Consider the following 26,701-nt stretch of genomic DNA (forward strand, 5'->3'; position numbering starts at 1 on the left):
TACGGTCAGAAAGTAGGCAATACAAGAAAATGTTCACCTATGATCTTAAACTTGACAGTTATGAACATTTTGAGGAATCTTCTCCCCATGCACCCTCGAACGCGCAAGGTCTCGCCATGTCCGCCTCCTCAAACGATCCGCTCCTTCAGCCTTATCAGCTAAAGCATCTGACCCTGAAAAACCGGATCATGACGACCAGCCATGAACCCGCCTATCCCGAAAACGGGATGCCGACGGATCGCTACCGCGCCTACCACGTCGAGCGAGCGAAGGCCGGGGTTGGCTTAACCATGACTGCGGGCTCGGCAACTGTCTCCAAAGACAGCCCACCTCTCTTTAACAATATCCTCGCCTACAAGGATGAGGTCGTGGGGTGGATGAAGCGCCTGACCGACGAATGCCACGACCACGGTTGCGCTGTGATGATCCAATTGACCCACCTTGGCCGCCGCACAACATGGGCCAAAGGGAACTGGCTTCCCTCCGTATCCTCAGGGCCAGAACGCGAACCGTCGCACCGCGCCTTTCCCAAGGTGGTAGAAGAATGGGACATTGCCCGCATTATTCAAAACTACGCAGATGCAGCCGAACGCATGGCGGCAGCCGGCCTCGATGGGATCGAATTGGAATGTTACGGCCATCTTATGGATCAATTCGTCTCTCCTTTGACGAATACGCTGGAAGGTGGGCGCTATAGCGGAGCTACATTGGAAACGCGCACGAATTTCGCAATGGACGTGATTGGCGCGATCCGCGAACAAGTGCCGAAAGACTTTCTAATTGGCGTTCGCTATGCGGCCGATGAGGTTGAAGAGGGCGGCACCACGGCAGATGAAGGCATCGCTTTTGGCAAACGCATGCGTGACAGCGGCATGGTCGATTTCCTGAACGTGATCCGGGGCCGCATCCACACCGATGTCGCGATGACCGATGTGATCCCTGTCGGTGGCATGAAATCCGCGCCCCATCTGGATTTCGCCGGCCGCGTCAAGGCCGAGGTCGGACTGCCCACTTTCCATGCAGCTCGTATTCCCGATGTCGCGACCGCCCGTCATGCCATCGCCACCGGGCAACTTGACCTTGTGGGCATGACGCGCGCGCACATGGCCGACCCGCATCTGGTTCAGAAAATCCGCGAAGGACGCGAACACGATATTCGCCCCTGTGTCGGAGCCACCTATTGCCTTGACCGGATCTATGGCGCGGGCGAGGCACTGTGCATCCACAACCCAGCCACTGGGCGCGAACTAACGATGCCGCACAGCATAACGGCGGCGCCAAGCAAAAAACGGGTCGTCGTGGTGGGCGCAGGCCCCGGTGGACTTGAGGCCGCCCGCGTTGCCGCTGAGCGTGGACACGAAGTCATCGTGTTTGAAGCCGCTGGGCAAGCTGGTGGGCAAGTGCGGCTTACCGCGCAAACTAAGCGGCGGTCCGAGATGATTGGCATCATTGATTGGCGCATGTCGCAATGCGCCGCGCGCGACGTCGAATTCCGCTTCAACACATGGGCCGAAGCCGCGGATGTGACGGCACTTGAACCGGATGTCGTCATAATCGCGACCGGAGGCCTGCCCCAGAAAGACATTTTGAAAGAGGGTAACGACCTGACCGTTTCGGCTTGGGACATCCTTTCCGGCGATGTGAAGCCGGGCAAGGATGTGCTGATCTACGACGAAACCGGCGACCATGCGGCGCTTCAGGCAGCAGATGTCTTGGCCGCAGCAGGCGCAAAGGTCGAAATCGCCACCCGAGACCGCACCTTCTCGGGCGATGTCATGGCGATGAATCTTGTCCCCTATATGCGGACCTTACAGGAAAAAGATGTTACTTTTACCGTCACTTGGCTGCTTAAACAGGCGTCGCGCTCGGGAAACCGGATCAAGGCCACAATGGGAACCGACTATTCGTCCTTTACGCGTGACAAGGATTACGACCAGATCGTCGTGAACGCTGGCACCCTGCCAAACGCCCAAATCTACTTCGATCTGAAGCCGCTCTCGGTCAATCTTGGCGAGGTAGACCAAGACGCCCTTATCGAAGGACGCCCGCAAGAGATCCGCACGAACCCGGAAGGCCGTTTCCAACTCTTCCGCATTGGGGATGCAGTCTCGTCGCGCAACATCCATGCCGCGATCTACGATGGCCTGCGCTACATAAAAGACCTCTGATCTCGGTGAACCAAATGCTGGGTCGGCGCGTTGCCCTTACAGATTGGGCAACCGCTGCCTATGTACTGGCGACTGAACCGACAGGAGGCTTTGATGAAATCACATTTGCTGGCACTTGCCATTTCCCTTGCCCCCATGGGCGCCGTGGCGGAAGAAGTGGGCCGCGTGGGGGTCGATTGGGTCGGCAATGATATCATCATCGACGCCTTCCCCGATCCAAAGGTCCAAGGGGTGACCTGCCATGTCGCCTACTTTGACCGTTCAGTGATTGACCGCCTGTCAAACGGCAACTGGTTTGAAGACCCCAGCTATTCCGCTGTCGATTGCACACAAACTGGGCCGATTTCGGTGGGTGACATTGATCGAGGGGACGATGGCGAAACCGTCTTTTCTGAACGTCAGTCGCTGGTCCTGAAATCGCTGAAGGTTACCCGGATCTATGACGCCAAGAACGATGCCTTGATCTATCTGGCCCATGCTAGCGAACTGACCCAAGGCTCTGGCAAGATGTCGATTTCGGTGATCCCGCTGCCATAGCACCGCTCACGGCCCAATTGGCCAGGAAAGGGGTCGGGAAACTCCCGACCCCAAAACTCGGTACTTTCACTACGTCAGCGACGGTAGCTGATCCCTACACTAAAGTATAGTTTTAATGCGGACTGCACACGGGCGTTTCTATTGCGTCGGCCTGATCCGCGCAAAAAGCCGCAAAGCGTGGGACGGATCATGCGCTACCATGGGCATCACCGGGTCGTATCCGGCCCTGATCAAATCGCCAATCTCTGGCCGCAAAACCACGCCATCCCCGGCCCTTGCCAAGGGTGAGGCATCCTGAAAGGCACGATCACTCCACAACAGGATCGACTGTACCGCCTGGCTCAGCGCCAATGTTTCTGCCGGAACATCTGACAAATGTGCGTCCATCCGCAGAAAGACGAAACAGGCCTTGATCGCCCCATTTTCGTCAAAGCGGAAAATCCGATACTGGTTCGCATCTGCGGCCTCTAGTCGGTCCACCAAAGGCAGTAAATCCGGCACCAAACGGTCCAAATTGGGCAGATGACGCAACTCGTCCCATTCGCGGAAAAAGAACACCATCAGGTTCGCACCCAATTCGGGGTCTGTTTCGGCCATCTTGTGCTGGGCCAAGGTGACGACTGCCTCAAGCGCTCCCTTCACCACCGAAAGAGTCGCATCGTCCACGCCGAAAACCACGGGAACAATTGGTCTGCCCCAGCGGGCAAACAGATAAGATCCGTCCTTGCGGGTGAACAGGTCTTCGATCGCGTGCGCGTCCATGGCAACCTCTCTTGCATGCCTGCGCCCCGATTAGCGCGACCCGTTCGGTCAGACAACCCAGGCCCATGCATCACCTTTGGCATCTGGACTCGCGCCCCCCAAGACCCGATATTCCCCCCATGTCTCTCCCGCCCGGCTTCCTTGATGAACTCCGCACCCGCGTGACGCTCTCTCAGATCGTCGGGCGCAAGGTCACTTGGGACATGCGCAAATCGAACATGGCCAAAGGTGACTGGTGGGCCCCATGCCCGTTCCATCAGGAAAAATCCGCGTCTTTCCACGTCGACGACCGTAAGGGTTTCTACTATTGCTTCGGCTGCCACGCCAAAGGCGATGTACTGACCTTTGTGAAAGAGGCGGAAAACCTGCCGTTTATAGAAGCAGTCGAATCGCTGGCGCGTGAAGCAGGCATGACCATGCCCGCGCGAGACCCTCAGGCCGCCGAAAAGGCTGACCGCCGCACCCAACTGTCCGAAGTGATGGAAGAGGCGGTGAAATGGTTCCGTCTGCAATTGAAAACCTCAGCCGCAGCTGACGCCCGCGCTTATCTCGCCAAACGTGGCCTGTCCGAGGCCGCGCAGGACCGCTGGGAAATTGGCTTTGCCCCTGATGGCTGGCACGGTCTGCAACTGGCGATGAAACAAAAGGGCATCGCTGATGATCTCCTGATCGACACCGGCCTTTGCGTCAGGTCAGAGAAGGGCGGCAAGTCAAACGACCCCTATGACCGGTTCCGCAATCGCATCATGTTTCCCATCCGCGATGGCCGTGGTCGTGCCATTTCTTTTGGCGGCCGGGCGATGGACCCGAAGGACAATGCCAAATATCTGAACGGCCCCGAAACCCCGCTTTTCGACAAGGGCCGCAACCTCTTTAATCAGGCCCCCGCACGCGAAGCTGCGGGGAAGGGCATGCCCCTGATCGTCGCCGAAGGCTATATGGATGTCATCGCCCTTTCCGAGGCAGGCTTTCGCGCCGCCGTGGCGCCGCTTGGCACCGCCGTCACCGAAGACCAGTTGCGCCTCTTGTGGCGCATTTCACATGAACCCATCATCGCTCTGGACGGCGATGCCGCCGGCATCCGCGCCGCCCTGCGGGTCATCGACCTTGCCCTGCCGCTACTAGAGGCCGGAAAGGGCCTGCGCTTCGCAGTGCTACCTCCCGGCCTCGACCCCGATGACCTGATCAAACAACAGGGCGCGCCCGCCATGCAAAAAGTGCTGGACGAGGCGCAGCCGATGGTCCGCCTGCTGTGGGACCGTGAAATCGAAGGGCGAGATTTTTCCTCGCCTGAGACACAAGCTGCGCTTGAGGCGCGCCTTGTTGCATTAACGGAAAAGATTTCAAATCCTATACTTAAGAAGCGGTATAGCGACCTCCTTTTCAAAATGCGTGAAGAGCTTTTCCGCTCAGCGAATTGGAAAACGTCAACCGCACATAGGAAGCGCGGCAAAGAAAAGGTAAATGTCTCCGGTCCAGTCCGGTCGACCAAGAACAGCCTGCTCGCGGCTGCCCCTGAGGTAATTCAAGACGCTCTTCGAGAAGCTGTGATTCTCTCAGGCTGCATCTATCACCCGCACCTGATCCCCCGCTTTGAGTCGTCACTCGAGCGGTTGGAATTCCGCGGCGAGGGTCATGACCTGCTTCGCAATCTCATCCTCTATCACCAAGCTGCGCCCGACCTGCTGGCCGTCCTGATGGCCGAGGCCCCATTGCCAACCGAGGCCGTGATCTACCACCCGCATGTGCGCATCACTACGTCACTAAAGCCCGAGGCCGACCCTGAACTGGCCGAAGCTTGCCTTGCCGAAGCCTTCGCCCGGCTTCAGGCCGACCGTGCGCACCACCTTGAAATTCTTGAAGCGACTGACGATCTAGAAGGCGTGGCCGATGAGGGCCTTACATGGCGACTCTCAAAAGCAGCCGAGGCTCGTCATTCGGCGGCGCGTGGTCCGCAAGACAGCAAAGGTGATTCTGTGCTGGCCCCCAATGGGGTCGAACTGGACCGTGATGAATTGGAGCGCGCTCGCAGATTGCATGATTCGATCGACTTCACCCGCGGAGGACGCAAGCATTGACCCGAGATAATCCGGCATTCTGACCTCAGTTGCCAAGAAAATGGCCTCAAAGCCTTTAACCTGCTGTGATTCGCGTTATTGATTCGAAAACAGCGACTCGATTCGCGCGCACGCCCCGAGATCACGCCCGTCAAGGAGCAGACATGGCCCTGAAAGACACCGACGACGCCAAGCCCGAAGCCGAAGCAGAAGACGTTTCCTTCGACATGAGCCAGGCCGCGGTCAAAAAGATGATCGCTGACGCCAAAGAGCGTGGCTACATCACCTACGAACAGCTCAATCAGGTCATGCCGCCGGAACAGGTTTCGGGCGAGCAGATCGAAGACGTCATGGCGATGCTGTCCGAAATGGGCATCAACGTCATCGAAGACGACGAAGCCGAAGAGGGCGAAACACCCGCTGGCGGCGAATTGGTCGAAACCTCGACCTCGCGCGAAGTGGCTGTTGTTGGCGCGGCAACCGAAACGCTTGACCGCACCGATGACCCGGTTCGTATGTATCTGCGCGAAATGGGCTCAGTCGAGCTTCTGTCCCGCGAAGGCGAAATTGCCATCGCAAAGCGGATCGAGGCTGGCCGAAACACAATGATCCTCGGGCTGTGCGAAAGCCCACTGACCTTTCAGGCCATCACCATCTGGCGCGACGAACTTCTGAACGAAGACATTCTGCTGCGCGACGTCATCGACCTCGAAGCCACCTTCGGCCGGAACCTCGATGGCGACGACGAAATGGATGGCCCGGAACTGGACGGCGTCTCGGTCGAAAGTGGCGAGAGTGCGCCGCGCCGCCAAAGCAGCGCCGAACCGGAACTGGATGCCGATGGCAACCCGATCATGCGTCAGGACGACGACGACGAGGACGACGACGCCTCGAACATGTCGCTTGCCGCTATGGAAGCCGCACTGAAACCCAAGGTTCTTGAAACGCTGGAAGTGATCGCCCGCGACTACGTCAAACTGTCGGAAATGCAGGACGCGCGGATGAACGCCGCGCTCTCCAAGCGTCAGGTCTTCTCGGTCGAAGACGAAGCCGCCTATCAAAAGCTGCGTTCGGAAATCGTGACCTTGGTGAACGAACTTCACCTGCACAACAACCGGATCGAGGCCCTGATCGACCAGCTTTACGGCATCAACCGCCGCATCATGTCGATCAACTCGGGCATGGTGAAACTGGCAGACAATGCCCGCATCAATCGTCAGGAATTCATCGCCGAATATCAGGGCTATGAGCTTGACCCGACCTGGCTGGACCGCATGGCCGACAAATCGGGCCGCGGCTGGCAGATGCTGATGGAGAAATACCGCGACAAGGTGGAAGAGCTCCGCAACGACATGGCGCAAGTCGGCCAGTATATCGGCGTCGACATCTCTGAATTCCGCCGCATCGTGAATCAGGTGCAAAAGGGCGAAAAAGAAGCCCGTCAGGCCAAGAAGGAAATGGTCGAGGCCAACCTGCGTCTCGTGATTTCCATCGCCAAGAAATACACCAACCGCGGGTTGCAGTTCCTTGACCTCATTCAGGAAGGCAACATCGGCCTCATGAAGGCGGTCGACAAGTTCGAATACCGCCGTGGTTACAAGTTCTCGACCTATGCGACATGGTGGATCCGTCAGGCCATCACCCGCTCGATCGCCGATCAGGCCCGCACCATCCGTATTCCGGTGCACATGATCGAAACGATCAACAAGCTGGTCCGCACCGGACGCCAGATGCTGCACGAAATCGGCCGCGAGCCGACACCGGAAGAACTGGCCGAAAAGCTGCAAATGCCGCTGGAAAAGGTTCGCAAGGTGATGAAGATCGCAAAGGAACCGATTTCTCTGGAAACCCCGATTGGCGACGAAGAAGACAGCCAGCTTGGCGATTTCATCGAAGACAAGAACGCGATCCTGCCGCTGGACAGCGCAATTCAGGAAAACCTGAAGGAAACCACGACCCGCGTGTTGGCCTCCCTCACCCCCCGCGAAGAACGCGTGCTCCGCATGCGCTTTGGCATCGGCATGAACACCGACCACACGCTGGAAGAGGTCGGCCAGCAGTTCAGCGTCACCCGCGAACGTATCCGCCAGATCGAGGCGAAGGCGCTGCGGAAGCTGAAACACCCCAGCCGCAGCCGCAAACTCCGCAGCTTCCTTGACCAGTAAAGAAAAGCGCCCCAAGGGGCGCTTTTTGTTTTGGATTGCTTATGCGTAAACTAAGATACGTCGTCTACAAAATCACCTTTCCAAACGGCAAGATCTATGTCGGCAAAGATATCGGCGAACCTGGACATTCCCTGCGCTATTTTGGGTCGTGGCATAACGAAACGGTCGAAGCGGATTTTGAGCTCTATGAGCTCCGCGACTTTACACTCCGCAAGGAAATCCTCTTTGAAAGCGACGACAAAACGCTCGTCTCTTTGAAAGAAAGCGAATTTATTCGCGGCCTGAGCTCAAATGATCCCACCATAGGCTACAATCGCACACACCGGACGCGTGGGCGAAAATAATTCAGTAGCGCAGGCCGCGCTTCAGCCCGAGCCTCTCTCGACCTTTCGCGGCAAGAACAGTTACATCCCCTGATCCAGCGGTTCTTCGACTGGCCCGCCACCTTCTTTCCAGTCCTTCAGCCCGCCGAGATTGAAAACGGTCTGAAACCCCATGTCCTTCAGCAACTTCCCAGCCAGAGCCGCCCGGCCGCCCGACGCGCAATGCAAAATCACCGGACGGTCCCGGCGCAGTTCGGGGTCATGGTAAGGCGACTCCGGATCGGCCCGGAACTCCAGCATCCCGCGCGGGATGTGGTGTGAACCTTCGGCGCGGCCCGTCTTGTCCAACTCAGGCGCATCGCGGATGTCCAGCAAAAGCGCGCCCTTCTCGGCCATCATTGTCCGGGCGCTGCCTGTATCAATACGCGGAACCTCGGCATGTGCACCTGCAAGCATCTCTTTGACCGTCAGAACCATCATAGCGCTCCTTTTCGACAGAGAATAAGGCCAAAGCATGCGTCCAAACTGGGGGCGTGGGCAAGCCGTATCTCAGCCCATCCAACTTTCCCTTGCCCTCTCCCGCCTGCCCCCTCCTTGAAGCCGTTCAGATCCTGCGCCCAAAGCCTTCTTTCTTGCAAATAGGCCGCTGCACCCCAATACTGCACCGCAGATCTGTAATGGTTGTCTTGCAAGTCAGACCTTTGAAATCGCATTCTCGCCACCCCAACACGGTCATCCTCTTTGGCGCGATCTGTGGCATAGCGCTGTTCCTGTTCGGTTACGCCGTCTATAACCAGACCAATCATCGCGCCTATGCCGCTCTTGGCCCGCTTGGCTTTGCCGTGATTGGCGGCGCGATGCTTCATGTGCGGTGGCGCGTCAAACGGGACTGGGTGCCGGTCTCCGGAAAGATCCTCGCAAAAGAAGGCTTTGACCCAACGAAAGTGACCCTCTCCTTTTCGCTGGGGCAGACCCAACATGTCGGCACCCTTGAAGAGGACACGAACCGCCGTGTGGGCGACTGCCTCAGCGCCTATGTAAACCCGGAAGACCCCGAAACCCTTTTTCCCGCCAGTTTCGTGCTGCCCGTCCTTGGTACGGGGTTCCTGATCCTTGGAACCCTTGGCGCAGTTCTGACATGGACCGGCGCGGCACGGATCATCCTCGACTAGCGGCCCGGCTGCGATTGACACCCCCGCCCTTTGCTTCATGCTAGAGGAAATCTCAGCCTCACGGAGACTGACCCATGTCCCTCTTATCCAAACTCTTCGGCTCCCGCCCAAAGCCCGCCGCGCAGGAACACAAGCCCGAGGAATATAACGGCTTTACCATCATCCCAACGCCGATCCGCGAAGGCTCGCGCTTTCGCCTTTCGGCCCGCATCGAAAAGGGCGATCAGATGCACAGCCTGATCCGCGCCGATATGCTGGATGACGAAATCACCGCCATCTCCGCCTCGATTGCCAAAGCAAAGCGGATGATCGACGAACAGGGTGACAGGCTGTTCGGCACGCCATCCTGAAGCTTCCTAAAATCATTGTCCTAGCCGGCCTGATCGTTGAGACTTTCGACCAGAGTTTTTCATCAACTGCTGCATCTTTGGGAAATGGTTAACGCACCCTGATTGACAAACAGGCACGTCCTGATGTTCGCTCTACTCATGAGCTTTCGGATTATACCCGTCGGATCCTGTCGTATCTGGAACCCGCTTTCAGCGGCACAGCCCACTTACGGCTACAAAATTGACCGTACACGCTATCTTGGTTTCACCCATACCAGTGCTGGCGCCTTGCAGCAGGTCCGTTTCACCTTCGGTGAAATTGACATTCCGCAACACATGATGCGTTTCATGATCCACACCGATCCTCAGGTCATCCCGCGGGATGGTCCGATGGAAACCATCCCGGATCTTGCGATCATCGAAATCAGCTCGGCGAAACAATTCGAACTCGACGGTTTCGAGATTCAGATCAACTGCATGCAACGCGAATTCGAAAGTTTCTTCGCCGACCAAAAGCGGAAGAACAACTTTATCCGCGTAATCCGCACCCGCGATCAAAACGAGATCGACCGGTTCCTTCGTGAAACTTGGTCCCAGACGGACGAGCAAACAGAAGACGTCCAGATCTTGCGCCGCATTCGGCTTCACATGACCACAGAGGAAGATCTGCGCCGCGACGTGCGCGCGCTAATGTCAAGGTTCCCGGAGTCACTCTTCGTCACACATGTCGATGCCCTCGGCCGCAACGGAGATCGCGTCCCGCTGCGCGACCAATTGATCAGTCTGCTCTCCCGTATTGTTCAGGAGGAGGGCGGGCTAGTCTACAACCCGACGCCGCGCATGCTTGAAATGGGCCAACCGCTTGCCATGCCACAGGACGAGAACCACTTTTCGCAGGACTTCGGGGCCATTCTGGTCAAGGATTGGCATGATCTCATCATCGGCTCTCTGATGGAACACAAGGCCGCTTCCTGAGTCCGCAGCGCCACACCCCGCACACCAGATGCAGGGGCATGAATTCCCCTCTAGGCGAAATCGACATCTTGCCCCTATAGTCTGTGGATAAATACCCGGGGGAACACCGGGATTTGAGGCAGGCACGAAAACGACAAGCAAGGAGGGAGCCATGCGCTGCCCATTCTGCGGTAACATAGATACACAAGTGAAGGACTCCCGTCCGGCCGAAGACCATGTCGCCATCCGGCGCCGTCGTTTCTGCCCGGCATGCGGAGGCCGGTTTACCACCTACGAGAGGGTCCAGTTGCGTGACCTTGTCGTCGTCAAGACTAGCGGGAAACGCGAGGATTTTGACCGCGACAAGCTGGAACGGTCCATTCGCATCGCCATGCAAAAGCGTCCGATTGACCCGGAACGGATCGACCAGATGATCTCGGGCATTGTGCGCCGGCTGGAATCCTTGGGCGAAACTGACATCCCATCACGCACCATTGGTGAGATCGTCATGGAAAGTCTGGCCCGGATCGACACCGTGGCCTATGTCCGGTTCGCCAGCGTTTACAAGAACTTCCAAGCCGCAGACGACTTTGACAAGTTCGTCAGCGAACTTAGGCCCAGTGACAAGGTAGACGAGTGAGCGTCTCTGACGCCGATCTCAATCACATGTCCCATGCCCTCGCGCTTGCAGCGCGGGGGCTTGGTCGTACTTGGCCGAACCCGGCTGTCGGTTGTGTTCTGGTCAGGAACGACCGGATCATCGGTCGCGGCTGGACCCAACCGGGCGGCCGCCCCCATGCCGAGCGCCACGCGCTGGATCAGGCCGGGGATGCCCAAGGTGCAACGGCCTATGTCACTTTGGAACCCTGCGCCCATCACGGCAAGACACCCCCCTGCGCCGAGGCATTGATCGCGTCCGGTATCAGTCGTGTGGTCACCGCCCTTACTGACCCGGACCCCCGTGTTGCTGGAAAAGGCCATGCCATACTTCGGGCTGCAGGCCTTGAAGTCACTGAAAACATTCTGGAAAAATCAGCCCGGCAGTTGAATGCCGGGTTCCTGAAACGTGTCACCCAAGGGCTGCCGCTGGTTACCTTAAAACTCGCGACGACGTTGGATGGCCGCATCGCGACCGCCACGGGCGAAAGCCGTTGGATTACGGGTCCCGAGGCACGCCGCCATGTCCATATGCTACGCCTGACCCATGATGCCGTCATGGTCGGGACAGGTACGGCGCTGGCAGACGACCCCGACCTGACGGCCCGCAATCTGGGTGCAGACCATCAACCTGTTCGCATCTTGCTGGACCGCAACCTGCGACATGATCCGGACAGCCGCTTAGGGCGCACAGCGCGCGAAACGCAGGTTTGGATTCTGCATGGCCCGGACGCACCTCAAGACCGCCAAGCAGACTGGACGGCAATCGGCGCACGCCTGCTGCCCTGTCCCGTCAACGACATCGGGCTGGATCTGACAGTCGCCCTTAAAATCCTTGCTGCCGAGGGACTTACACGCATCCTGTCCGAAGGTGGCGGAACCATTGCTGCAGCTCTGCTTAAGGCTGATATGGTCGACGAACTGATCCATTTCACAACTGGAAAACTGATCGGCGCCGAAGGCACCCCCGCCCTTGGACCAATGGCCTTGCCCGCCTTGGCCGCAGCCCCGCAATTTGCTTTGGCCGAAACCCGCATCGTCGGAGCGGATATCCTGACGCGTTGGGTCAGGCCCTAATAGCCAGATCTGCACATCTCTTCGGGATTCAGATTGGGCTAACGCGGCGTTCGGCAGAACAAGGGAAAGTCAAACTGCCAAACCAAACCGCACCACGACCTACCCTTCAAACATATCCGGCTGCGAGGCGCTTTTCGGGGCCTCTAGTCCCAAGTGTCGCCAAGCCTTTCCGCCCAACATCCGGCCACGCGGTGTACGTTGGATCAAACCTTGCTGAAGCAGATACGGTTCGATCACCTCTTCAATCGCGTCGCGCGGTTCAGACAATGCCGCTGCAATTGTCTCAACCCCCACCGGGCCACCCCCATAGTTTTCGGCAAGCAACGTCAGATAGCGCCTGTCCGCGCCATCAAGGCCCAAATTATCCACGCCAAGCCGCGTCAAAGCCCGGTCAGCCAAGGCACGGCTGATCCGCCCGCCTTCTTCCACCATCGCAAAATCGACGACCCTCCGCAGCAATCGCCCGGCAATTCGGGGCGTTCCGCGCGCACGCCGCGCGATTTCCCGGCATCCGTCAGGCTCTGCCGTCACCCCCAAAAGGCGCGCCCCACGGGTCACGATCTCAATGAGTTCATTTTCCGTATAGAATTGCAGCCGTGTCGGAATGCCAAAGCGATCACGCAGTGGCGTGGTCAATAGACCCAAACGCGTGGTCGCCCCAACCAATGTAAAGGGCTGCAAATCGATCCGCACCGTGCGCGCTGCGGGCCCTTCTCCAATCACCAGATCCAGCGCGAAATCCTCCATCGCCGGATACAGAACCTCTTCTACGACCGGACTCAAACGATGAATTTCGTCGATAAAAAGCACATCCCGCGGTTCCAGATTGGTGAGGATCGCTGCCAAATCGCCGGGCTTGGCCAGCACCGGGCCACTGGTCATACGAAAGCCGACCCCCAGTTCCCGCGCCATGATCTGCGCCAAGGTGGTCTTCCCTAAACCGGGCGGGCCGTGAAACAACGTGTGATCCATCGCTTCGCCCCGCATCCGCGCGGCTTCGATAAAAACGCGCAAATTGGCGCGTGCTTCGTGCTGACCAATGAATTCTTCAAGCCCCTGAGGCCGCAAAGCACGGTCAGAATCCTCGGGCAGGCGGTCAGGGCGAAGGGCAGGATCGGGGTTCATCATGCGTGAACATTCCCCGAACGCGCGGCATTTGGCAAGCGCAGATCAGGCCCAAGGACCGGCATTGCGCCGCCCTGCCCGCGGAACTGACGATTGTTGTATAGGCCTGCGAGATGGTGTGACAACCATCGCCTCAAGCGCCGCAATTCGGTTTGCCGTATTGGGATGCGTGGAAAACAGCGCATCATGTGCATGGGCGTGCAGCGGGTTGATGATGAAAAGATGCGCCATCGCTGGATTGCGCTCAGCAGCGTTCATATCAATGCCCTTTGCAAAGGCTTCGATCTTCATCAACGCGCTGGCCAGCCACATTGGATTCCCACAAATCTCGGCCCCCACTCGGTCGGCCTCATATTCCCTGCTGCGCGATATTGCCATCTGCACCAAAGCTGCGGCCATGGGTGCAAGGATCATCAGGGCCAATGTCCCCAAAACACCACCGGGACGGTCACGATCTCCACCAAAGAACAGCGCAAAGTTCGCCAACATCGAAATCGCACCGGCAAAGGTAGCCGTTACTGTCATAATCAGAGTGTCGCGGTTGCGGATATGAGCCAGTTCATGCGCCATGACCGCAGCCACCTCTTCGCGCGACAGACGACGCAACAGACCGGTCGTTGCAGCCACGGCCGCATTCTCGGGATTGCGTCCCGTTGCAAATGCATTGGGTTGGTCGGTTTCAATCACATAGACTTTGGGGCGCGGCATCCCGGCACCATCCGCCAATTCATGCACCATATGGACCAGGTCAGGCGCGCTTCGTGCGTCCACCTCGCGCGCGCCAGACATGTACAATACTGCCTTATCAGCGTTCCAATACCCCATCAGGTTCATTGCTGCGGCAACCACCAAGGCGATCACCGCGCCCGTGCTGCCACCCAGCAGCGCCCCCAACCCCATGAACAAAGCCGTCAATGCGGCCATCAGCAGTGCTGTTTTTGCGTAACCAGCCATGAAAAAACTCCTTCCGCCTGCATATGGGCGCAGAAAGCCGGTCTACCAAGACCTGCCTTTATCTTGGAAAAAATATCTCCGGGGGCAGCGCCCCTTACTTTGGTGCCAGCAGCTTCAAAGCTTTGCGGATCATTGTGGCAGTGTCAGCGTCGGGATCTTCACCTGCGATCGTTGCAACTGCTTGCGCCGCGTCTCCCTGCCCGTAACCCAGATTGATCAGCGCTGAAAGCGCATCAGCGGTAAAGGCCGCCCTCTGGACTGCGGCCGAGGCAGGCTTGGCGTCAGCTTTCTTGGTCGATGGCGCTAGTGCGGGTAGGTCTTCAAGCACCGAGTCATCGGCCTCGGCCCGACTGGACAGGCGTACCCCGGCGGCCATCACGGATGGCGCTTTCGATTTCAGCTCAAGGATCACGCGCTGCGCAAGTTTCGGCCCTACGCCCGGAGCGGCCTGAACAGCCTTGGCATCGCCCAGGGTGATGGCCCGCGCGACGCCCTCGGCCCCCAATGTGCCCAATATGGCCATTGCGGCTTTGGCCCCAACGCCCTGCACCGTCATCAAGAGCTTGTGCCATTCTTTCTCCAACATGGTCGGAAAACCAAACAACTGCAAAAGGTCTTCGCGCACCATCAGATCTGTATAAAGCGACACGGCCTCACCCACTCCCGGAAGCCCCGAGAGCGTTCGGTCGCTGACATAGACGATATAGCCCACTCCACGTACATCAATCAGCACATGGTCAGACCCACGCCAATCCAGCCGACCCGAGATTTTTCCGATCATCCCGCTGCCCTTTTCAATGCGGCCTCTAACCGACCAGAGGATTGCATGTGATGGGCATGGCAAATGGCTACCGCCAAGGCGTCTGCCGCATCAGCCCCTGCAATCTTGACCCCTGGCAGATGCAATCGAACCATATGGTCCACCTGCACTTTGGCAGCATGACCAACGCCGACAACGGTTTTTTTCACCGCATTTGGTGCATATTCCCCGACCTCCAGACCGAACTGGGCTGGAACCAACAGGGCGACGCCCCGCGCTTGCCCCAATTTCAACGTGGCTACAGCATCCTTGTTCACAAAGGTATGTTCAACAGCCGCAGTTTCGGGCGCATAGCTCCGCAAGACTTCGGTCAACTGCGCATGCAGGCTACACAGCCTCCGGGCCAGATCATCACCTTCCGAATGCAGTATGCCATTTGCGACGTGGCTGATCCGTACACCCGCCACATCAATCACACCCCAGCCAAGGTTTCTAAGACCTGGGTCGATTCCCAATACTCGCATGCCTGCCCCACGTTCTTCTTGTTGCGGAAAAATTAGCACGAAACAGGAACATTCGCCAAGTAGGAAAGGATGGGCAGCTGGCGCTTGCGCTCTTGTCACCAATTCGTTATGCAGATGCAGCAAAAGCGACACGTCGAATTTAGAAGCCGACTTTTCGCCGAAGGGTTTCGATGCGCCCTTAAAAACTTGGCAAAATTATGACGCTGCCCCATGCGGTTTCTGCATGGCTGCCTTGCTGTCAGGGCCACTTGCTTTGCACATGCAGCAAGATTACTTGGCGTCTCGAAGGCACGATCGCCTTCAAAATAGCCAGTTTAAAAAGGATCACCGCCATGGCCGCCTATGAGACGTCCCGCCCGGCGCCGTTCGGCGCCATCTCGATTTTCCGCGCCGTACAAGGCTTCAGCTCCGTCTTCGAGATGGTTGCTGGCTGGAACGACGCACGCGTTACCCGCAAAGCACTGTCCAAGCTGACCGACCGCGAGCTTGATGACATCGGACTTTGCCGTGGCGACATCGAGATGATCGGCCGCTAATTCCGCCGATCCGGACTAAGAATTAAGGCCGCCGGGCAAAGCCCATGGCGGCCTTCGTGTTTTTCAGACCGTCTCAGTCTCAGGCAGAGTCCGTTACCCGCAGCAGTTTGCCCAGATTGTTGGCAAGTGCCGTTGTCACCGGATCTGCTGACATAAGCACACCACCAAGCCGGTCAATACCCGCACCCGCCTGCAATTTGGCGACACGATCATGATAGGCTTCGCTTCCCAACTGTTGCAGGAAAACAGCCTTCACCACAGTCGCGGTGACCAGCAATGCAAACGCGGGACGCATTAGAGGCATACGCAGACGGAACCTGCGAGATTTGCGCGTATAAAAGGATCGCCCAAGCGTACCTTTCGCTTCGAAGCCAAATCCCTTTTCACGTGCCTTCTCGATTTTCGCGATGCGGCTATAAAATTCGTCAATACTTGGGTCGGACATGAGCCATAACTCCACGAACGACCCCCACCTATACTAAAGATAGACTCGGATTACGGCAAAATTGGGGCAAATCAGGCAAAAGGACGTAACGCGGTCTCAGTTTCGCCGCATCACCAGTGTTGACCATTCGCCAATATCTTCACGACCAGCCAGTTCATGCCCCGCCTCAACATAGGCCGCAGTCACGGCATCGGCCTGAATCACCAGTAATCCGGACAGAATCGCCAGACCGCCTGGTGCCAGATGAGCAGCGACGTCCGGCGCCAACTCGATCAGAGGCCCCTTCAGAATATTGGCGAAAACAAGATCGAAGGGTGCCGCTTCGCCAAGACTCGGATGGCCAAAGCCGGGGGCTTCAAGACATTCCAGCCGGCCATCCATCTTGTTGATCGCCACATTGGCCCGCGCGACATCAACAGCCACTTCGTCGATATCGCTCGCGATGACCAAAGCGTCGGGCAGAACGGCAGCCGCAGCCATCGCCAAAACCGCCGTTCCACAGCCAATGTCAGCAACCTTCGCAGGCCGGAAACCCTCGCCATAAAGACGGTCAAAGGCCCTCAGGCATCCCAATGTTGTGCCGTGGTGCCCCGTCCCAAAGGCAACGGTCGCTTCGATCTGCAAGGCAACCTTGTCAGCGGGCACTTTGTCAGCATCGTGACTGCCGTAGACAAAGAAGCGGCCCGCTTCGACAGGGGCCAACTCGCGCCGAACATGGGCGACCCAATCAATTTCCGGAACTTCCGAGACGACAAAGGACTTTGCCCCAAAAGCAACAGCCAAAAGTTCAAGGACCGCCGTATTCGGTTGCTCAAGGAAATAGGCTCCTACTTCCCACAAACCTGACCCGTCCTCGATCTCGAAAACGCCAACGCCCTCGGGCGCGGGATCCATCTTCTCCAAAGCTTCGCCCAGTGCCTCGGCTTCGTCCTCGCCGGGAAGGGTGGTCAGAGCAGAAAAGGTTGGCATTGGTGCGGTCTCCGCAGGAAAGGGTTGCGAAGGGGGTTAGCCCCCACGCGCTTGGGCGTCAACCCACGCCTCATCAGGCCCGCCGAAGCAAAACCCGCAAAGCCATGCGCCCCAGTCGGGCCGGCCCAAGATCGGCATAGTCCATCTTGCCAGCCAACAGGTCCAGATACCGCTGGCGCAGCGCAGAGGATGAGGCCAGCAAGGCGTGAAACCGCGGCTGCAGCCAAGGCACATAGACAAGCCGGGCCAGAAAACGCGCTCGGGAAAGTTCACGCAGCATATGGCGCGCGCTGGCCTGATAGATCGACAAGGCCAAAGCGGGGTTGTTTCTGGAAATCGCCGCAAAAGCCGCCTCAGCCGCCAACTGACCTGAATGAACGGCCCAGCCGATGCCTTCCCCGGTGATCGGGTCAACAAGCCCGGCGGCATCCCCCGCCAACAGGATATTGCCGCGTCCCGGTATCTTGCGCACATCTCCCATCGGAAGATGATGGCCCTTGATCTTCACTTGGGATGGATCAACACCGCGCGCGCGCAACCATGCTTCAAAACTTTGGCGCATATTCGGATTTCGTTTGGCAGAACCGCCCAACCCAAGGGTCCGACCACCTGCTTTCGGAAAATCCCAACCGTAACCCCAAGGCACCGCAGACAAGTCCAGCTCCAATTGCCCCGAAGTTTCCCCTGAAACCTCAACCTCTAAGGCAAAAGCAACCTGATCGGGGTCATGGGAACGCCCGAAAAGGCTGCGCGCCACAGCAGAGTTGATGCCATCCGCGCCAATCATCACTGACCCGCGAAGGGTTTCACCTGATACAAGCGTCACTTGGCAGGCATCAAGGTCGATGAAAGAGACACGCCGTCCGCAGAAATCTGCAGCCCCCGCTAAAATCGCAAACTCTCGCAATGCAGCATCGAAATCGCGCCGCATTGTCATGTAAATCGTGGGCAATCCACTTTCCGTCCCAAGTGGCTGGCCCGACGCTGTCATTTGAACTTCGTCACAGCGATGAAACAGCGTTTCGGGCAACGCGCCGAAAGCCTGTGTCAAATGCCCCATCGCGCGGCCCGTCACTCCGCCACCGCAAAGTTTGTTGCGCGGAAACGGCGCCTTGTCGACCAAGGCAACGCGCAATCCGTGCCTCGCCGCAACGCATGCTGCTGTCGCGCCGGCGGGGCCGGCACCGATGACAATCAGGTCATATGTATGAAGTTCAGACAAATCAGACCGAAACGCCCGTTCCGATGGGGCAAGTCACGCCAGTGCCACCCAGACCACAATAACCCTCTGGGTTTTTGGCCAGATATTGCTGATGGTAGTCCTCGGCATAGTAAAAGACAGGCGCAGGCAGAATTTCTGTGGTGATCGGCCCCTTGCCTGCCTTGGCCAAGGCTTCCGCATAGGCGGCCTTGCTGGCAAAGGCTGCGGCCTCCTGCTCGGCCGTAAAGAAATAGATCCCAGACCGATAGGTCGATCCGATGTCGCCGCCTTGCCGGTTGCCTTGGGTCGGGTCGTGGTTTTCCCAAAAAAGCTTCAGCAGCGCGTCATAGCTGACCACAGCCGGATCATAGATGACGCGAACGACTTCGTTATGACCGGTCTTCTGGGTGCAGGTCTCCTTGTAGGTCGGGTTCGGCGTAAAGCCCCCGGCATACCCCACCATAGTCAGCCAGACACCGTCCTGCTGCCAGAACTTGCGCTCCACCCCCCAAAAGCACCCCATGCCAAACAGGGCGACTTCCATTCCTGCCGGCACAGGTGATTTCAGATCAACTCCGGAAAGAAAATGTGGTTCAGTCACAGGCATGGGTTCGTCGCGGCCCGGAAGGGCATCTTTCGCGGCTACCATTTGCATCTTGGCCCGGTCGATCACCAACATTTCAAACTCCATTGATCTCGTCGATAAATATAGGCGGAGCCAAGGTTTTCCGCCAGTCAACCAATCGGTTGTGGCCGTGCGCCGCCCAAGATCGTCTCGTATCCCGGCGCGGGCTCACGCGGCACAAGGCAGGCCAATCCCAGCGACACCGAAGCCATTCCAGCCGCCAGCAAAAAGACTGAACCCGGCGAGGCTACCCAAAGATACCCCAACGCCGCAGGCAAAAAGACTGCCGCGATATGGTTGATGGTAAAGGCAACTGCCGCAGTCGGTGCGATATCGGCGGGGTCTGCGATCTTCTGGAAATAGGTCTTCAGCGTGATGTTCATCGAGAAGAACAGATGGTCCAGCACATAGAGGATCGACGCCACCACAACGCCCCAGCCAAAAGCATAGATCCCGCCATAGGCCAGAAACACGCAAAGAAGGCCCGCATACTGCGCGATCATCATGTTGCGGTCGCCGAACTTGCCAATCCAGCCACCAATAAACGGACCTGCCGCCATATTCGCAATGTAGTTGATGATGAACAGGGCCGTCACCTCATGCACGTCCATGCCAAAGCGTTCCACCATCATGAAGGCCGCAAAGACGATAAAGATCTGGCGTCGTGCGCCCGCCATGAATTGCATCGCATAGTACAGCCAGTAACGACGGCGCAGGACCATGGATTTCCGTTGAGCGACGGGGGCTTCAAACTGCGGGTACAGGAAAAAAGCCGCAATCGCGATCAGTGCGGTCAACCCGCCCGAGATCAGATAGACGCTGTTATAGCTTAGACCCAGACTGTCCCACAAAGCGACAAGCGCCAGATAGGCCACCAGGCTTGCGCCGGAGCCGATGGCAACGAGCCACCCCAAAACCTTTGGCGCCCGCTCCTTGCTCAGCCATTGCAATTGCAGAGACTGGTTCACCGTCTCGTAATAGTGGAACCCGATCGACGAAAGCAGCGTCAGGAACAGGATACCGCCAAGGCTTGGGAATTGCGCGGTCAAGGCGCTGGCAATGCCCAGCAAGATCAAGCTGGACAGGGCCAACACCTGTTCGCGCACGAACAGCAGGACAAAGATCACACCGATGGCCAGAAACCCCGGTATTTCCCGCACAGAATGCAGCCAGCCGATTTCAACTCCGGTGAACCCTGCCACTTCAATGACGAAATTGTTCAGAAGCGCCGACCATGTCGAAAAGGCCAGTGGCATGGCAGCTGCCATAAGCACCAGCAATCCTTCGGGGCGTCGCCAACGAGGCAGCGTGGCGGCTTCGTCCAATGTCATCTTGCGCGTGATCATGCGTCGGAAATAGCGCCCGCTAGCGCGCGTGACGAGAGAGAACTTGTCACCCGCACAATTGCGCACGCTCCCATAGTCAATCAGTGCGCCAGAAGTCCCTCATCCAGAACATCCCGACCCTTCCTAAGCGACAATTTGTCGACCAGCGTTTCCGACGCGGCATTCATGCCCACGACATCGACCATTCGACCCGCCTTACGGAATTTGGCCACCGCCATGTCCAAAGCCTGCACAGAAGAGATATCCCAGATATGCGCACTACTGACGTCAATCACGACCCGTTTGACTTCTTCCTTAAAATCGAAAGACCGCATGAAGGCTTCTGTCGAGCCGTAGAAAAGCTGTCCCTGAACCAAATAGGTCCGCACGCCCCCGGAAAGGTCGCTGGTGACCCGGAACAATTGTGCGATCTTGGCGGCAAAGAAGAGTCCAGAGAGCAGCACCCCGACCAAAACACCAATCGCAAGGTTATGGCTCCAGACCACCGTCACCACAGTTGCCACCATCACAACCGAACTGCTGGTCGGATGGGTGCGCAGGGTCTTGAATGACCCCCAATTGAAGGTGCCAACCGAGACCATGACCATGATGGCTACCAACGCGGGCATGGGAATTTGGCTGACCCATTCGCCCAAGCCAACGCAAAAGACCAGCAACATCGCGCCCGCAACAAAGGTAGACAGACGGCCGCGCCCACCAGACCCGACATTGATCACGCTTTGGCCAATCATCGCACAGCCGGCCATCCCGCCAATAAAGGCGGTCGCGGTATTCGCAATACCCTGCCCCACGCATTCCTGATTGCGGTTGCTGGTCGTGTCGGTCATCTCATCGACGATATTCTGCGTCATCAGGCTTTCCAGCAAGCCAACAACAGCCACAGCCAAGGAATACGGGAAGATGATCTTCAACGTCTCGAAGGTCAGCGGAACATCAGGGATCAGGAAGATCGGCAGCGTATCGGGCAAGGCGCCCATATCGCCAACCGTCCGCACGTCCCAACCGAAATACAAGGTCAGGGCGGTCATAACCACAATCGCCACCAAAGGCGACGGAACAGCACGGGTCAGGCGCGGGAAAAGATAGATGATCGCCAGACCACCCGCCACCATTGCATAGGTCAGCGGGCCGACAACACGAGGATCAAGCTCTGGCAATTGCGCCATAAAGATCAGGATTGCCAAGGCGTTGACAAACCCGGTCATCACCGACTTTGACACAAAGCGCATGACGAAACCCAGCTTCATCAACCCCATGCCGATCTGCAGAAGCCCGGCCAGAACGGTCGCGGCAAGCAGGTATTCCAACCCGTAATCCCGGACCAAGGTCACCATCAGAACTGCCGTCGCAGCGGTTGCGGCCGAAATCATTCCGGGGCGCCCGCCGACAAAAGCCGTGATCACAGCAATCGAGAAACTGGCATACAGCCCGACCTTGGGATCCACCCCAGCGATCAGGGAAAAGGCAATGGCCTCGGGGATAAGGGCAAGGGCCACGACAAGGCCCGACAGAACATCGGCTCGGATATTTCCGAACCATTCCATGCGGTAACGGTCAAACGACATCAAAATTTCTCCGGCCCAAGAGCCGAATGCTCTTGGCAGATAAGGGCAAGTCTGGTGCGTTGTCCGGCGGATCGGCGGCCGGAAGAGCCACCGGGGAATTGCACCCCGGTCCATGCGATTACAGGCTGGTTACGGCAAATCGAGAAAAAATGGAAGTCAGATTGACCATTTTTCTGCGCGCGCAAAGTCACGAAGACCAGATGCTACAGCTGCTCGCCCAAAATCAGAACGGTTGCTTTTGATGACCCTTTTCAGATCCGCACCCCGCCCGACGCCCCCGCAACCATGAGACAAGGCCATGCGCGCTTTTGGGAATCCAGTGGTCCGAAAGCTCTTCTGGTCTGAGGGGGCGGTTTAGAAGAACGGCTGAATAAAGATGGATCATGATCTTGGTTCCCTTGAGGCGCCATTTCGACTGGCCTGCTCCTCTTGGTCGCCTTGAGTTCGAAAATTTCGACAATTGCAGAAAAGATTTGCCGACCCGTCGAAATCCGCTTTCCCCGTTCGGCCAGTTAGCATCACCCTGATTGCCGGGAAGCTGCCATGAAATACATGTTCCTGATCTATCTCGACGAAGCCAAATTCGCGGTCGTGTCACAGGCCCAACGTGATGCCTTCGTCAACGGGATGATGGATTACGATGAAGAGTTGAAGGCGGGCGGCCATCTGATCATGGCTGAACCCCTGAAACTGCCGTCCGAGGCGATCACGCTGCGGGCTTGGGACGGCGAACTGACACTGACCGATGGTCCCTTCATGGAAACCAAAGAACATCTCAGTGGTTTCATCCTGATCGAGGCGTGCGACATGAACGAAGCGATCCGTCTGGGCGCGCGCATGCCTTTGGTGACAGTCGGCTCTATCGAGCTTCGTCCCCTTGACGTTCTGGAACGGATCGCGTGAGTAGCGACATCGCGACCGTCTGGCAGCAGGAACGCCGCAAGGTTCTGGCTACCTTGATCCGGCTTCTTGGCGACTTTGATCGTGCAGAAGAAGCGCTTCACGACGCCTTTCTCGCGGCCGCCGCACGCTGGCCAAGCGAAGGATTGCCCCGCAACCGAACCGCTTGGCTAGTCTCTGCCGGTCGCTTCCGGGCCATTGATCGCCTGCGCCGCGAAGCAAGGCAAAAGACCATTCTTGATGCCCCCGCACTGGCCGGCGATCAATGGCTTGGTTCGTCCGTCGAAGCCGAGGCTGACCCAACTGATCTGGATGACGCGGGAATCGAAGACGACACGCTCCGCCTTCTCTTCACCTGCTGTCACCCGGACCTTGGTCACGAGGCTCAGGTGGCACTGGGGCTCAGAACGATCTGCGGTTTGACAACCGAAGAAATTGCGCGTGCCTACCTTCTTCGCACCCCAACGCTTGCGCAACGCATCGTCAGGGCCAAAGCCCATATCCGGGACGCGGGCCTGCGATACGAAATCCCATCCGCCGCAGACCTGCCATCCAGACTGCCCCCGGTCTTGCGGATGCTTTATCTCGTCTTCAACGAAGCCAATCTTTCGACGTCGCATCCGCAGGCGCTCCGGCACGACCTTTCTGCCGAGGCACTGCGCCTGTGCCGCCTTTTGGTCCATCGCTTCCCCGACCCGGAAGTGATGGGGCTGTTGGGTTTGATGCTCTGCCATGATGCCAGACGGTCTGCCCGCGCCCTGAATGGCGATCTGATCCCGCTCGAGGCGCAAGACCGCAGCCTTTGGGATCGCGACCAGATCGCCGAGGGCGTGGGCTGGATCAACCACGCTTTTGCGGCCCGTCAGATTGGCCCCTATGCCGTGCAAGGGGCCATCGCGGCGGTCCATGCAACCGCCCCGACATTCGAGGACACAAATTGGGCTGAAATTCTGGGGCTTTACGAAGTGCTATACCGGCTCACCCCTTCGCCGGTGGCGCAATTGAACCGCGCCGTGGCCTTGGGAAAAGTCAAAGGTCCAGACAGCGGCCTGCCACTTGTCGAAAGCCTGTTGGCCGAGAAAGACCTGCAATCCTATTACCTTGCCCATCTGGCCAAGGCCGAGATGCTGCGTGAACTTAACCGCCCTGAAGAGGCTCGGGCAGCCTATACCCGCGCCCTTGATCTTTGCTCACAAGACGCAGAACGCCGCCATCTGATCCGGAGAATGGAAAGCCTTCCGGAATAAAGAGCCCGTCGTTACACACACCAACTCAGATCAAAGGAAGCTTTGCGGATCAATATCTATCGCAAGGCGCAGATTGGTGGGCAGTTTGAATTGCGCGACCCATTCGGCAAGGGCGGCTTGCAGCGGCGCCCCCTTTTCGGCCTTCACCAGCAGGCGTACCCGGTGCCTCCCGCGAACCCGGCTGATCGGGGCCGGGGCCGGGCCATAGACCTGTGCCCCGATACGCCGCAACGGGCCATCCAGGCGCGCCAGTTCAGCACCAAAATCAAACACCTGCGCTACATCCGGGCTGGACAGAACGATCCCGGCCATACGGCCATAGGGGGGAACCCCGGCCGCCTTTCGCTCGGCAGCCTCCGCAGCCCAAAACGCCTCTTCATCCCCACCCAGAATGGCGCGGATCACTGGGTGCTCCGGCTGGTGGGTCTGAAGCAAGGCCACCCCCTTCTTCCCCTCGGCCCGCCCGGCCCGCCCCGCAACCTGACGCATCAATTGGAACGTCCGCTCTGCGGCCCTCAGATCTGATCCCTGCAACCCAAGGTCGGCATCAATGACGCCAACAAGCGTCAGCAACGGGAAGTTATGCCCCTTCGCCACGATCTGGGTGCCGATGATGATATCGGCCTCGCCTTCGGCAATGGCCGCAATCTGGTCTTTCAGCGCCCGCGCCGAACCGAAAAGATCCGACGACAAGACGGCCACCCGCGCCTCGGGAAAGCGGGCTGTCACTTCTTCCGCCAGCCGTTCCACTCCGGGACCAACCGCAGCCATGCGGCCCTCAACTCCGCAAGACGGGCACGCAACGGGAACGGGCTTTGTCGCCCCGCATTGGTGGCAAACAAGCCGCTTGAGGAACCGATGCTCGACCATCCGCGCATCGCAATCATCGCAACCCACTTGATTTCCGCAGGCGCGGCAGAGTGTGACCGGGGCGTAACCGCGACGGTTCAGAAACAGCAGCGCCTGCTCACCCTTGACCACCCGTGCCCGAACTTCGGCAGCCAGCTCTTCCGAAATCCACTGGTTGGATTGCAGTTGCTCCGCCCGCATGTCGATGGCGTGCAGATCCGGCATCTCGGCCGCGCCAAAACGTGCGCCCAGATCAAGGCGCGCATATTTACCCGCCTCGACATTGGCCCAAGTTTCCAAGCTTGGCGTCGCACTGGCAAGAACAACCGCAGAGCCGCAGATCGCGCCCCGCAGGACCGCCATGTCCCGCGCATTGTAAAGCACGCCCTCTTCCTGCTTGTAGGACGTATCGTGCTCTTCATCGACGACGATCAGTCCAAGGTTCTGAAACGGCAGGAAAAGCGCAGACCTTGCCCCCACGACAAAGGACGCTCCACCCTCGGCCACCATGCGCCAGACCCTACGGCGTTCGGTCATCGTCACGCCCGAATGCCATTCGGCGGGCTTTGCCCCGAAACGATCCTGAACGCGTGCCAAGAAATCGGCGGTCAGGGCAATTTCGGGCAACAGGACAAGCGCTTGCTGTCCACCGCGAATGCACTCGGCAACCGCCTCCAGATAAACCTCGGTCTTTCCGGACCCGGTTACGCCTTTCAGCAAGGTGCACGAATAGCCGCCCTGCGCCACAGCCGCGACCAAAGCGTCTCCCGCTGCAATCTGATCGCCTTGCAAAGGGCGCAGACCGGATGGATCCAGCACGGGATAGGGCGTGTCTTTCGGGGCGTCCTCCTCGGAAATCACCCCAAGTTTGACCAGACCTTTGACAACCGATGTCCCGCAGGCCGCTGCCTCGGCCAATTCGCCCAGTGTCACAGCAGCCCCGCCAAAAGCCCGCAACGCCTCGACGACCCGGAATCGCGCCTCGGTCAATTGGTTCGGAGCCGCACCTGTCAGCCGATAGACCCGCCGCGTGGCTGCACCATCCATCAGCCCCGGCGCCCGCGTGGCCAGTCGCAGCATCGCGGGCATGGGGGTCAGGGTATAATCTGCGGCCCGCGCCAAAAAGCTGCGCAACTCAGCCCGCATCGGCGGGGCATCCAGCACCCGCGTCACGGCCCGCAGTTTCGCTCGGTCAAACGCGCCTTCGCCCCCCCCCCAAACGACGCCAAGCACTTTTCGCGGCCCCAAGGGCACCTCAACGAAGTCACCATCGCCGCAGCCACCTTCGGGCGCACGATAGTCCAAGACGCCCAGACCTGACCGCCCAAGCGGTTCAGTGGTCAAAACACCAACAGATTCTCCCTCAGAATAGACCCGATCTGCCAATGTTAGCGCTCACACCACTCTTTCGTTTTCCTGCAATCTGGGGTAAACCCCCCCCGAACCCCCTGCAA

General features: G+C 58.4%; 26 protein-coding genes and 1 other annotated feature. Of the genes, 13 read left to right on the plus strand and 13 right to left on the minus strand.

What is annotated here, in order from left to right:
• The first annotated feature begins 116 nt into the window (after nt 1-116).
• Both ACSBLW_RS08855 and ACSBLW_RS08860 read left to right on the plus strand, forming a co-directional pair.
• Entirely contained in the window at nt 117-2,168 is a 2,052-nt protein-coding gene (locus ACSBLW_RS08855) for an FAD-dependent oxidoreductase (protein ID WP_435259850.1), read from the plus strand.
• Nucleotides 2,169-2,261: 93 nt separating this feature from the next.
• Complete coding sequence (locus ACSBLW_RS08860; RefSeq protein WP_435259851.1) at nt 2,262-2,705, plus strand: CreA family protein; 444 nt, start codon at nt 2,262-2,264, stop codon at nt 2,703-2,705.
• Between the two features lie 138 nt (nt 2,706-2,843).
• Here the strand turns inward: ACSBLW_RS08860 and ACSBLW_RS08865 are convergent, their stop codons facing one another.
• Nucleotides 2,844-3,467, minus strand: coding sequence for a hypothetical protein (locus tag ACSBLW_RS08865; RefSeq protein WP_435259852.1), 624 nt, complete (start codon nt 3,465-3,467; stop codon nt 2,844-2,846).
• A 119-nt stretch (nt 3,468-3,586) separates the two neighbouring features.
• Here ACSBLW_RS08865 and dnaG point away from each other — a divergent pair, with 119 nt between their 5' ends.
• The 3 genes from dnaG (at nt 3,587) to ACSBLW_RS08880 (ending at nt 8,033) form a co-directional block, all read left to right on the plus strand.
• Nucleotides 3,587-5,545, plus strand: coding sequence for a DNA primase (gene dnaG, locus ACSBLW_RS08870; protein WP_435259853.1), 1,959 nt, complete (start codon nt 3,587-3,589; stop codon nt 5,543-5,545).
• A gap of 143 nt (nt 5,546-5,688) precedes the next feature.
• Complete coding sequence (gene rpoD, locus ACSBLW_RS08875) at nt 5,689-7,689, plus strand: RNA polymerase sigma factor RpoD (RefSeq protein ID WP_435259854.1); 2,001 nt, start codon at nt 5,689-5,691, stop codon at nt 7,687-7,689.
• Nucleotides 7,690-7,730: 41 nt separating this feature from the next.
• Nucleotides 7,731-8,033 (plus strand): hypothetical protein, encoded by a 303-nt coding sequence (locus ACSBLW_RS08880; protein WP_435259855.1) that lies wholly within the window; start codon nt 7,731-7,733, stop codon nt 8,031-8,033.
• A 60-nt stretch (nt 8,034-8,093) separates the two neighbouring features.
• Here the strand turns inward: ACSBLW_RS08880 and ACSBLW_RS08885 are convergent, their stop codons facing one another.
• Nucleotides 8,094-8,489, minus strand: coding sequence for a rhodanese-like domain-containing protein (locus ACSBLW_RS08885; RefSeq protein WP_435259856.1), 396 nt, complete (start codon nt 8,487-8,489; stop codon nt 8,094-8,096).
• A 224-nt stretch (nt 8,490-8,713) separates the two neighbouring features.
• On the opposite strand from ACSBLW_RS08885, the gene ACSBLW_RS08890 reads away from it, so the two are divergent.
• From ACSBLW_RS08890 to ribD, 5 genes are all read left to right on the plus strand, one after another.
• Nucleotides 8,714-9,184: a hypothetical protein gene (locus ACSBLW_RS08890; protein WP_435259857.1), complete on the plus strand. Its 471-nt coding sequence runs from the start codon at nt 8,714-8,716 to the stop codon at nt 9,182-9,184.
• A gap of 74 nt (nt 9,185-9,258) precedes the next feature.
• A complete protein-coding gene (locus ACSBLW_RS08895) occupies nt 9,259-9,534 on the plus strand; it encodes an HlyU family transcriptional regulator (protein WP_435259858.1) in 276 nt (91 codons plus the stop codon).
• 138 nt (nt 9,535-9,672) lie between these two features.
• Nucleotides 9,673-10,488, plus strand: coding sequence for a hypothetical protein (locus ACSBLW_RS08900; RefSeq protein WP_435259859.1), 816 nt, complete (start codon nt 9,673-9,675; stop codon nt 10,486-10,488).
• A gap of 151 nt (nt 10,489-10,639) precedes the next feature.
• Nucleotides 10,640-11,107 (plus strand): transcriptional regulator NrdR, encoded by a 468-nt coding sequence (nrdR, locus tag ACSBLW_RS08905; protein ID WP_435259860.1) that lies wholly within the window; start codon nt 10,640-10,642, stop codon nt 11,105-11,107.
• Between the two features lie 26 nt (nt 11,108-11,133).
• Nucleotides 11,134-12,201: a bifunctional diaminohydroxyphosphoribosylaminopyrimidine deaminase/5-amino-6-(5-phosphoribosylamino)uracil reductase RibD gene (ribD, locus tag ACSBLW_RS08910; protein ID WP_435259861.1), complete on the plus strand. Its 1,068-nt coding sequence runs from the start codon at nt 11,134-11,136 to the stop codon at nt 12,199-12,201.
• Nucleotides 12,202-12,300: 99 nt separating this feature from the next.
• On the opposite strand, the gene ruvB is transcribed toward ribD, so the two are convergent.
• The 4 genes from ruvB to ruvC form a co-directional block, all read right to left on the minus strand.
• Nucleotides 12,301-13,329 carry a Holliday junction branch migration DNA helicase RuvB gene (ruvB, locus tag ACSBLW_RS08915; RefSeq protein ID WP_435259862.1) on the minus strand — a complete coding sequence of 343 codons (1,029 nt, stop codon included), beginning with the start codon at nt 13,327-13,329 and terminating at the stop codon, nt 12,301-12,303.
• Nucleotides 13,330-13,371: 42 nt separating this feature from the next.
• Complete coding sequence (htpX, locus tag ACSBLW_RS08920) at nt 13,372-14,280, minus strand: zinc metalloprotease HtpX (protein ID WP_435259863.1); 909 nt, start codon at nt 14,278-14,280, stop codon at nt 13,372-13,374.
• A gap of 94 nt (nt 14,281-14,374) precedes the next feature.
• Nucleotides 14,375-15,061, minus strand: coding sequence for a Holliday junction branch migration protein RuvA (gene ruvA, locus ACSBLW_RS08925; protein ID WP_435259864.1), 687 nt, complete (start codon nt 15,059-15,061; stop codon nt 14,375-14,377).
• Nucleotides 15,058-15,564 carry a crossover junction endodeoxyribonuclease RuvC gene (gene ruvC / locus ACSBLW_RS08930; RefSeq protein ID WP_435259865.1) on the minus strand — a complete coding sequence of 169 codons (507 nt, stop codon included), beginning with the start codon at nt 15,562-15,564 and terminating at the stop codon, nt 15,058-15,060. The genes ruvA and ruvC overlap by 4 nt, the downstream gene beginning before the upstream one ends.
• Before the next feature lie 332 nt (nt 15,565-15,896).
• Between ruvC and ACSBLW_RS08935 the strand changes: the two genes are divergently transcribed.
• The gene (locus ACSBLW_RS08935) at nt 15,897-16,100 is read left to right on the plus strand and encodes a DUF1127 domain-containing protein (RefSeq protein WP_435260077.1); all 204 of its coding nucleotides are present in this window, start codon (nt 15,897-15,899) and stop codon (nt 16,098-16,100) included.
• 79 nt (nt 16,101-16,179) lie between these two features.
• On the opposite strand, the gene ACSBLW_RS08940 is transcribed toward ACSBLW_RS08935, so the two are convergent.
• From ACSBLW_RS08940 to ACSBLW_RS08965, 6 genes are all read right to left on the minus strand, one after another.
• Entirely contained in the window at nt 16,180-16,545 is a 366-nt protein-coding gene (locus ACSBLW_RS08940) for a hypothetical protein (RefSeq protein ID WP_435259866.1), read from the minus strand.
• 96 nt (nt 16,546-16,641) lie between these two features.
• Nucleotides 16,642-17,514 carry a 50S ribosomal protein L11 methyltransferase gene (locus ACSBLW_RS08945; protein WP_435259867.1) on the minus strand — a complete coding sequence of 291 codons (873 nt, stop codon included), beginning with the start codon at nt 17,512-17,514 and terminating at the stop codon, nt 16,642-16,644.
• Between the two features lie 73 nt (nt 17,515-17,587).
• On the minus strand, nt 17,588-18,736 hold the full coding sequence (locus ACSBLW_RS08950) for an NAD(P)/FAD-dependent oxidoreductase (protein ID WP_435259868.1): 1,149 nt from the start codon (nt 18,734-18,736) through the stop codon (nt 17,588-17,590).
• A 1-nt stretch (nt 18,737) separates the two neighbouring features.
• Nucleotides 18,738-19,394, minus strand: coding sequence for a peptide-methionine (S)-S-oxide reductase MsrA (gene msrA, locus ACSBLW_RS08955; protein ID WP_435259869.1), 657 nt, complete (start codon nt 19,392-19,394; stop codon nt 18,738-18,740).
• Nucleotides 19,395-19,450: 56 nt separating this feature from the next.
• The gene (locus ACSBLW_RS08960) at nt 19,451-20,683 is read right to left on the minus strand and encodes an MFS transporter (protein WP_435260078.1); all 1,233 of its coding nucleotides are present in this window, start codon (nt 20,681-20,683) and stop codon (nt 19,451-19,453) included.
• Between the two features lie 83 nt (nt 20,684-20,766).
• A complete protein-coding gene (locus ACSBLW_RS08965; RefSeq protein ID WP_435259870.1) occupies nt 20,767-22,254 on the minus strand; it encodes a SulP family inorganic anion transporter in 1,488 nt (495 codons plus the stop codon).
• A gap of 54 nt (nt 22,255-22,308) precedes the next feature.
• Nucleotides 22,309-22,366 (minus strand) — a sequence feature (sul1 is cis-regulatory element that is thought to sense ions involved in sulfur or methionine metabolism; They are found in Alphaproteobacteria).
• A gap of 428 nt (nt 22,367-22,794) precedes the next feature.
• Between ACSBLW_RS08965 and ACSBLW_RS08970 the strand changes: the two genes are divergently transcribed.
• Together ACSBLW_RS08970 and ACSBLW_RS08975 are read left to right on the plus strand one after the other, a co-directional pair.
• Nucleotides 22,795-23,154 carry a YciI family protein gene (locus ACSBLW_RS08970; RefSeq protein WP_435259871.1) on the plus strand — a complete coding sequence of 120 codons (360 nt, stop codon included), beginning with the start codon at nt 22,795-22,797 and terminating at the stop codon, nt 23,152-23,154.
• A complete protein-coding gene (locus ACSBLW_RS08975) occupies nt 23,151-24,398 on the plus strand; it encodes an RNA polymerase sigma factor (RefSeq protein WP_435259872.1) in 1,248 nt (415 codons plus the stop codon). The genes ACSBLW_RS08970 and ACSBLW_RS08975 overlap by 4 nt, the downstream gene beginning before the upstream one ends.
• Nucleotides 24,399-24,428: 30 nt before the next feature.
• Here ACSBLW_RS08975 and ACSBLW_RS08980 read toward each other — a convergent pair whose 3' ends face one another.
• On the minus strand, nt 24,429-26,633 hold the full coding sequence (locus ACSBLW_RS08980) for a primosomal protein N' (protein ID WP_435259873.1): 2,205 nt from the start codon (nt 26,631-26,633) through the stop codon (nt 24,429-24,431).
• Nucleotides 26,634-26,701 lie beyond the last annotated feature (68 nt).

Source organism: Thioclava sp. FR2, assembly GCF_051200875.1.
GTDB lineage: Bacteria > Pseudomonadota > Alphaproteobacteria > Rhodobacterales > Rhodobacteraceae > Pseudotabrizicola.

Coding starts and splice junctions, on each gene's coding strand:
- ACSBLW_RS08865 (WP_435259852.1), bottom strand. CDS start 3,467: ATGGACGCGCACGCGATCGAAGACCTGTTCACCCGCAAGGACGGATCT.
- ruvB (WP_435259862.1), bottom strand. CDS start 13,329: ATGATGAACCCCGATCCTGCCCTTCGCCCTGACCGCCTGCCCGAGGAT.
- ACSBLW_RS08900 (WP_435259859.1), top strand. CDS start 9,673: ATGAGCTTTCGGATTATACCCGTCGGATCCTGTCGTATCTGGAACCCG.
- msrA (WP_435259869.1), bottom strand. CDS start 19,394: ATGTTGGTGATCGACCGGGCCAAGATGCAAATGGTAGCCGCGAAAGAT.
- ACSBLW_RS08940 (WP_435259866.1), bottom strand. CDS start 16,545: ATGTCCGACCCAAGTATTGACGAATTTTATAGCCGCATCGCGAAAATC.
- ACSBLW_RS08935 (WP_435260077.1), top strand. CDS start 15,897: ATGGCCGCCTATGAGACGTCCCGCCCGGCGCCGTTCGGCGCCATCTCG.
- ACSBLW_RS08880 (WP_435259855.1), top strand. CDS start 7,731: ATGCGTAAACTAAGATACGTCGTCTACAAAATCACCTTTCCAAACGGC.
- dnaG (WP_435259853.1), top strand. CDS start 3,587: ATGTCTCTCCCGCCCGGCTTCCTTGATGAACTCCGCACCCGCGTGACG.
- nrdR (WP_435259860.1), top strand. CDS start 10,640: ATGCGCTGCCCATTCTGCGGTAACATAGATACACAAGTGAAGGACTCC.
- ribD (WP_435259861.1), top strand. CDS start 11,134: ATGTCCCATGCCCTCGCGCTTGCAGCGCGGGGGCTTGGTCGTACTTGG.
- ruvC (WP_435259865.1), bottom strand. CDS start 15,564: ATGCGAGTATTGGGAATCGACCCAGGTCTTAGAAACCTTGGCTGGGGT.
- rpoD (WP_435259854.1), top strand. CDS start 5,689: ATGGCCCTGAAAGACACCGACGACGCCAAGCCCGAAGCCGAAGCAGAA.
- ACSBLW_RS08895 (WP_435259858.1), top strand. CDS start 9,259: ATGTCCCTCTTATCCAAACTCTTCGGCTCCCGCCCAAAGCCCGCCGCG.
- ruvA (WP_435259864.1), bottom strand. CDS start 15,061: ATGATCGGAAAAATCTCGGGTCGGCTGGATTGGCGTGGGTCTGACCAT.
- ACSBLW_RS08945 (WP_435259867.1), bottom strand. CDS start 17,514: ATGCCAACCTTTTCTGCTCTGACCACCCTTCCCGGCGAGGACGAAGCC.
- ACSBLW_RS08970 (WP_435259871.1), top strand. CDS start 22,795: ATGAAATACATGTTCCTGATCTATCTCGACGAAGCCAAATTCGCGGTC.
- ACSBLW_RS08860 (WP_435259851.1), top strand. CDS start 2,262: ATGAAATCACATTTGCTGGCACTTGCCATTTCCCTTGCCCCCATGGGC.
- ACSBLW_RS08885 (WP_435259856.1), bottom strand. CDS start 8,489: ATGGTTCTGACGGTCAAAGAGATGCTTGCAGGTGCACATGCCGAGGTT.
- htpX (WP_435259863.1), bottom strand. CDS start 14,280: ATGGCTGGTTACGCAAAAACAGCACTGCTGATGGCCGCATTGACGGCT.
- ACSBLW_RS08855 (WP_435259850.1), top strand. CDS start 117: ATGTCCGCCTCCTCAAACGATCCGCTCCTTCAGCCTTATCAGCTAAAG.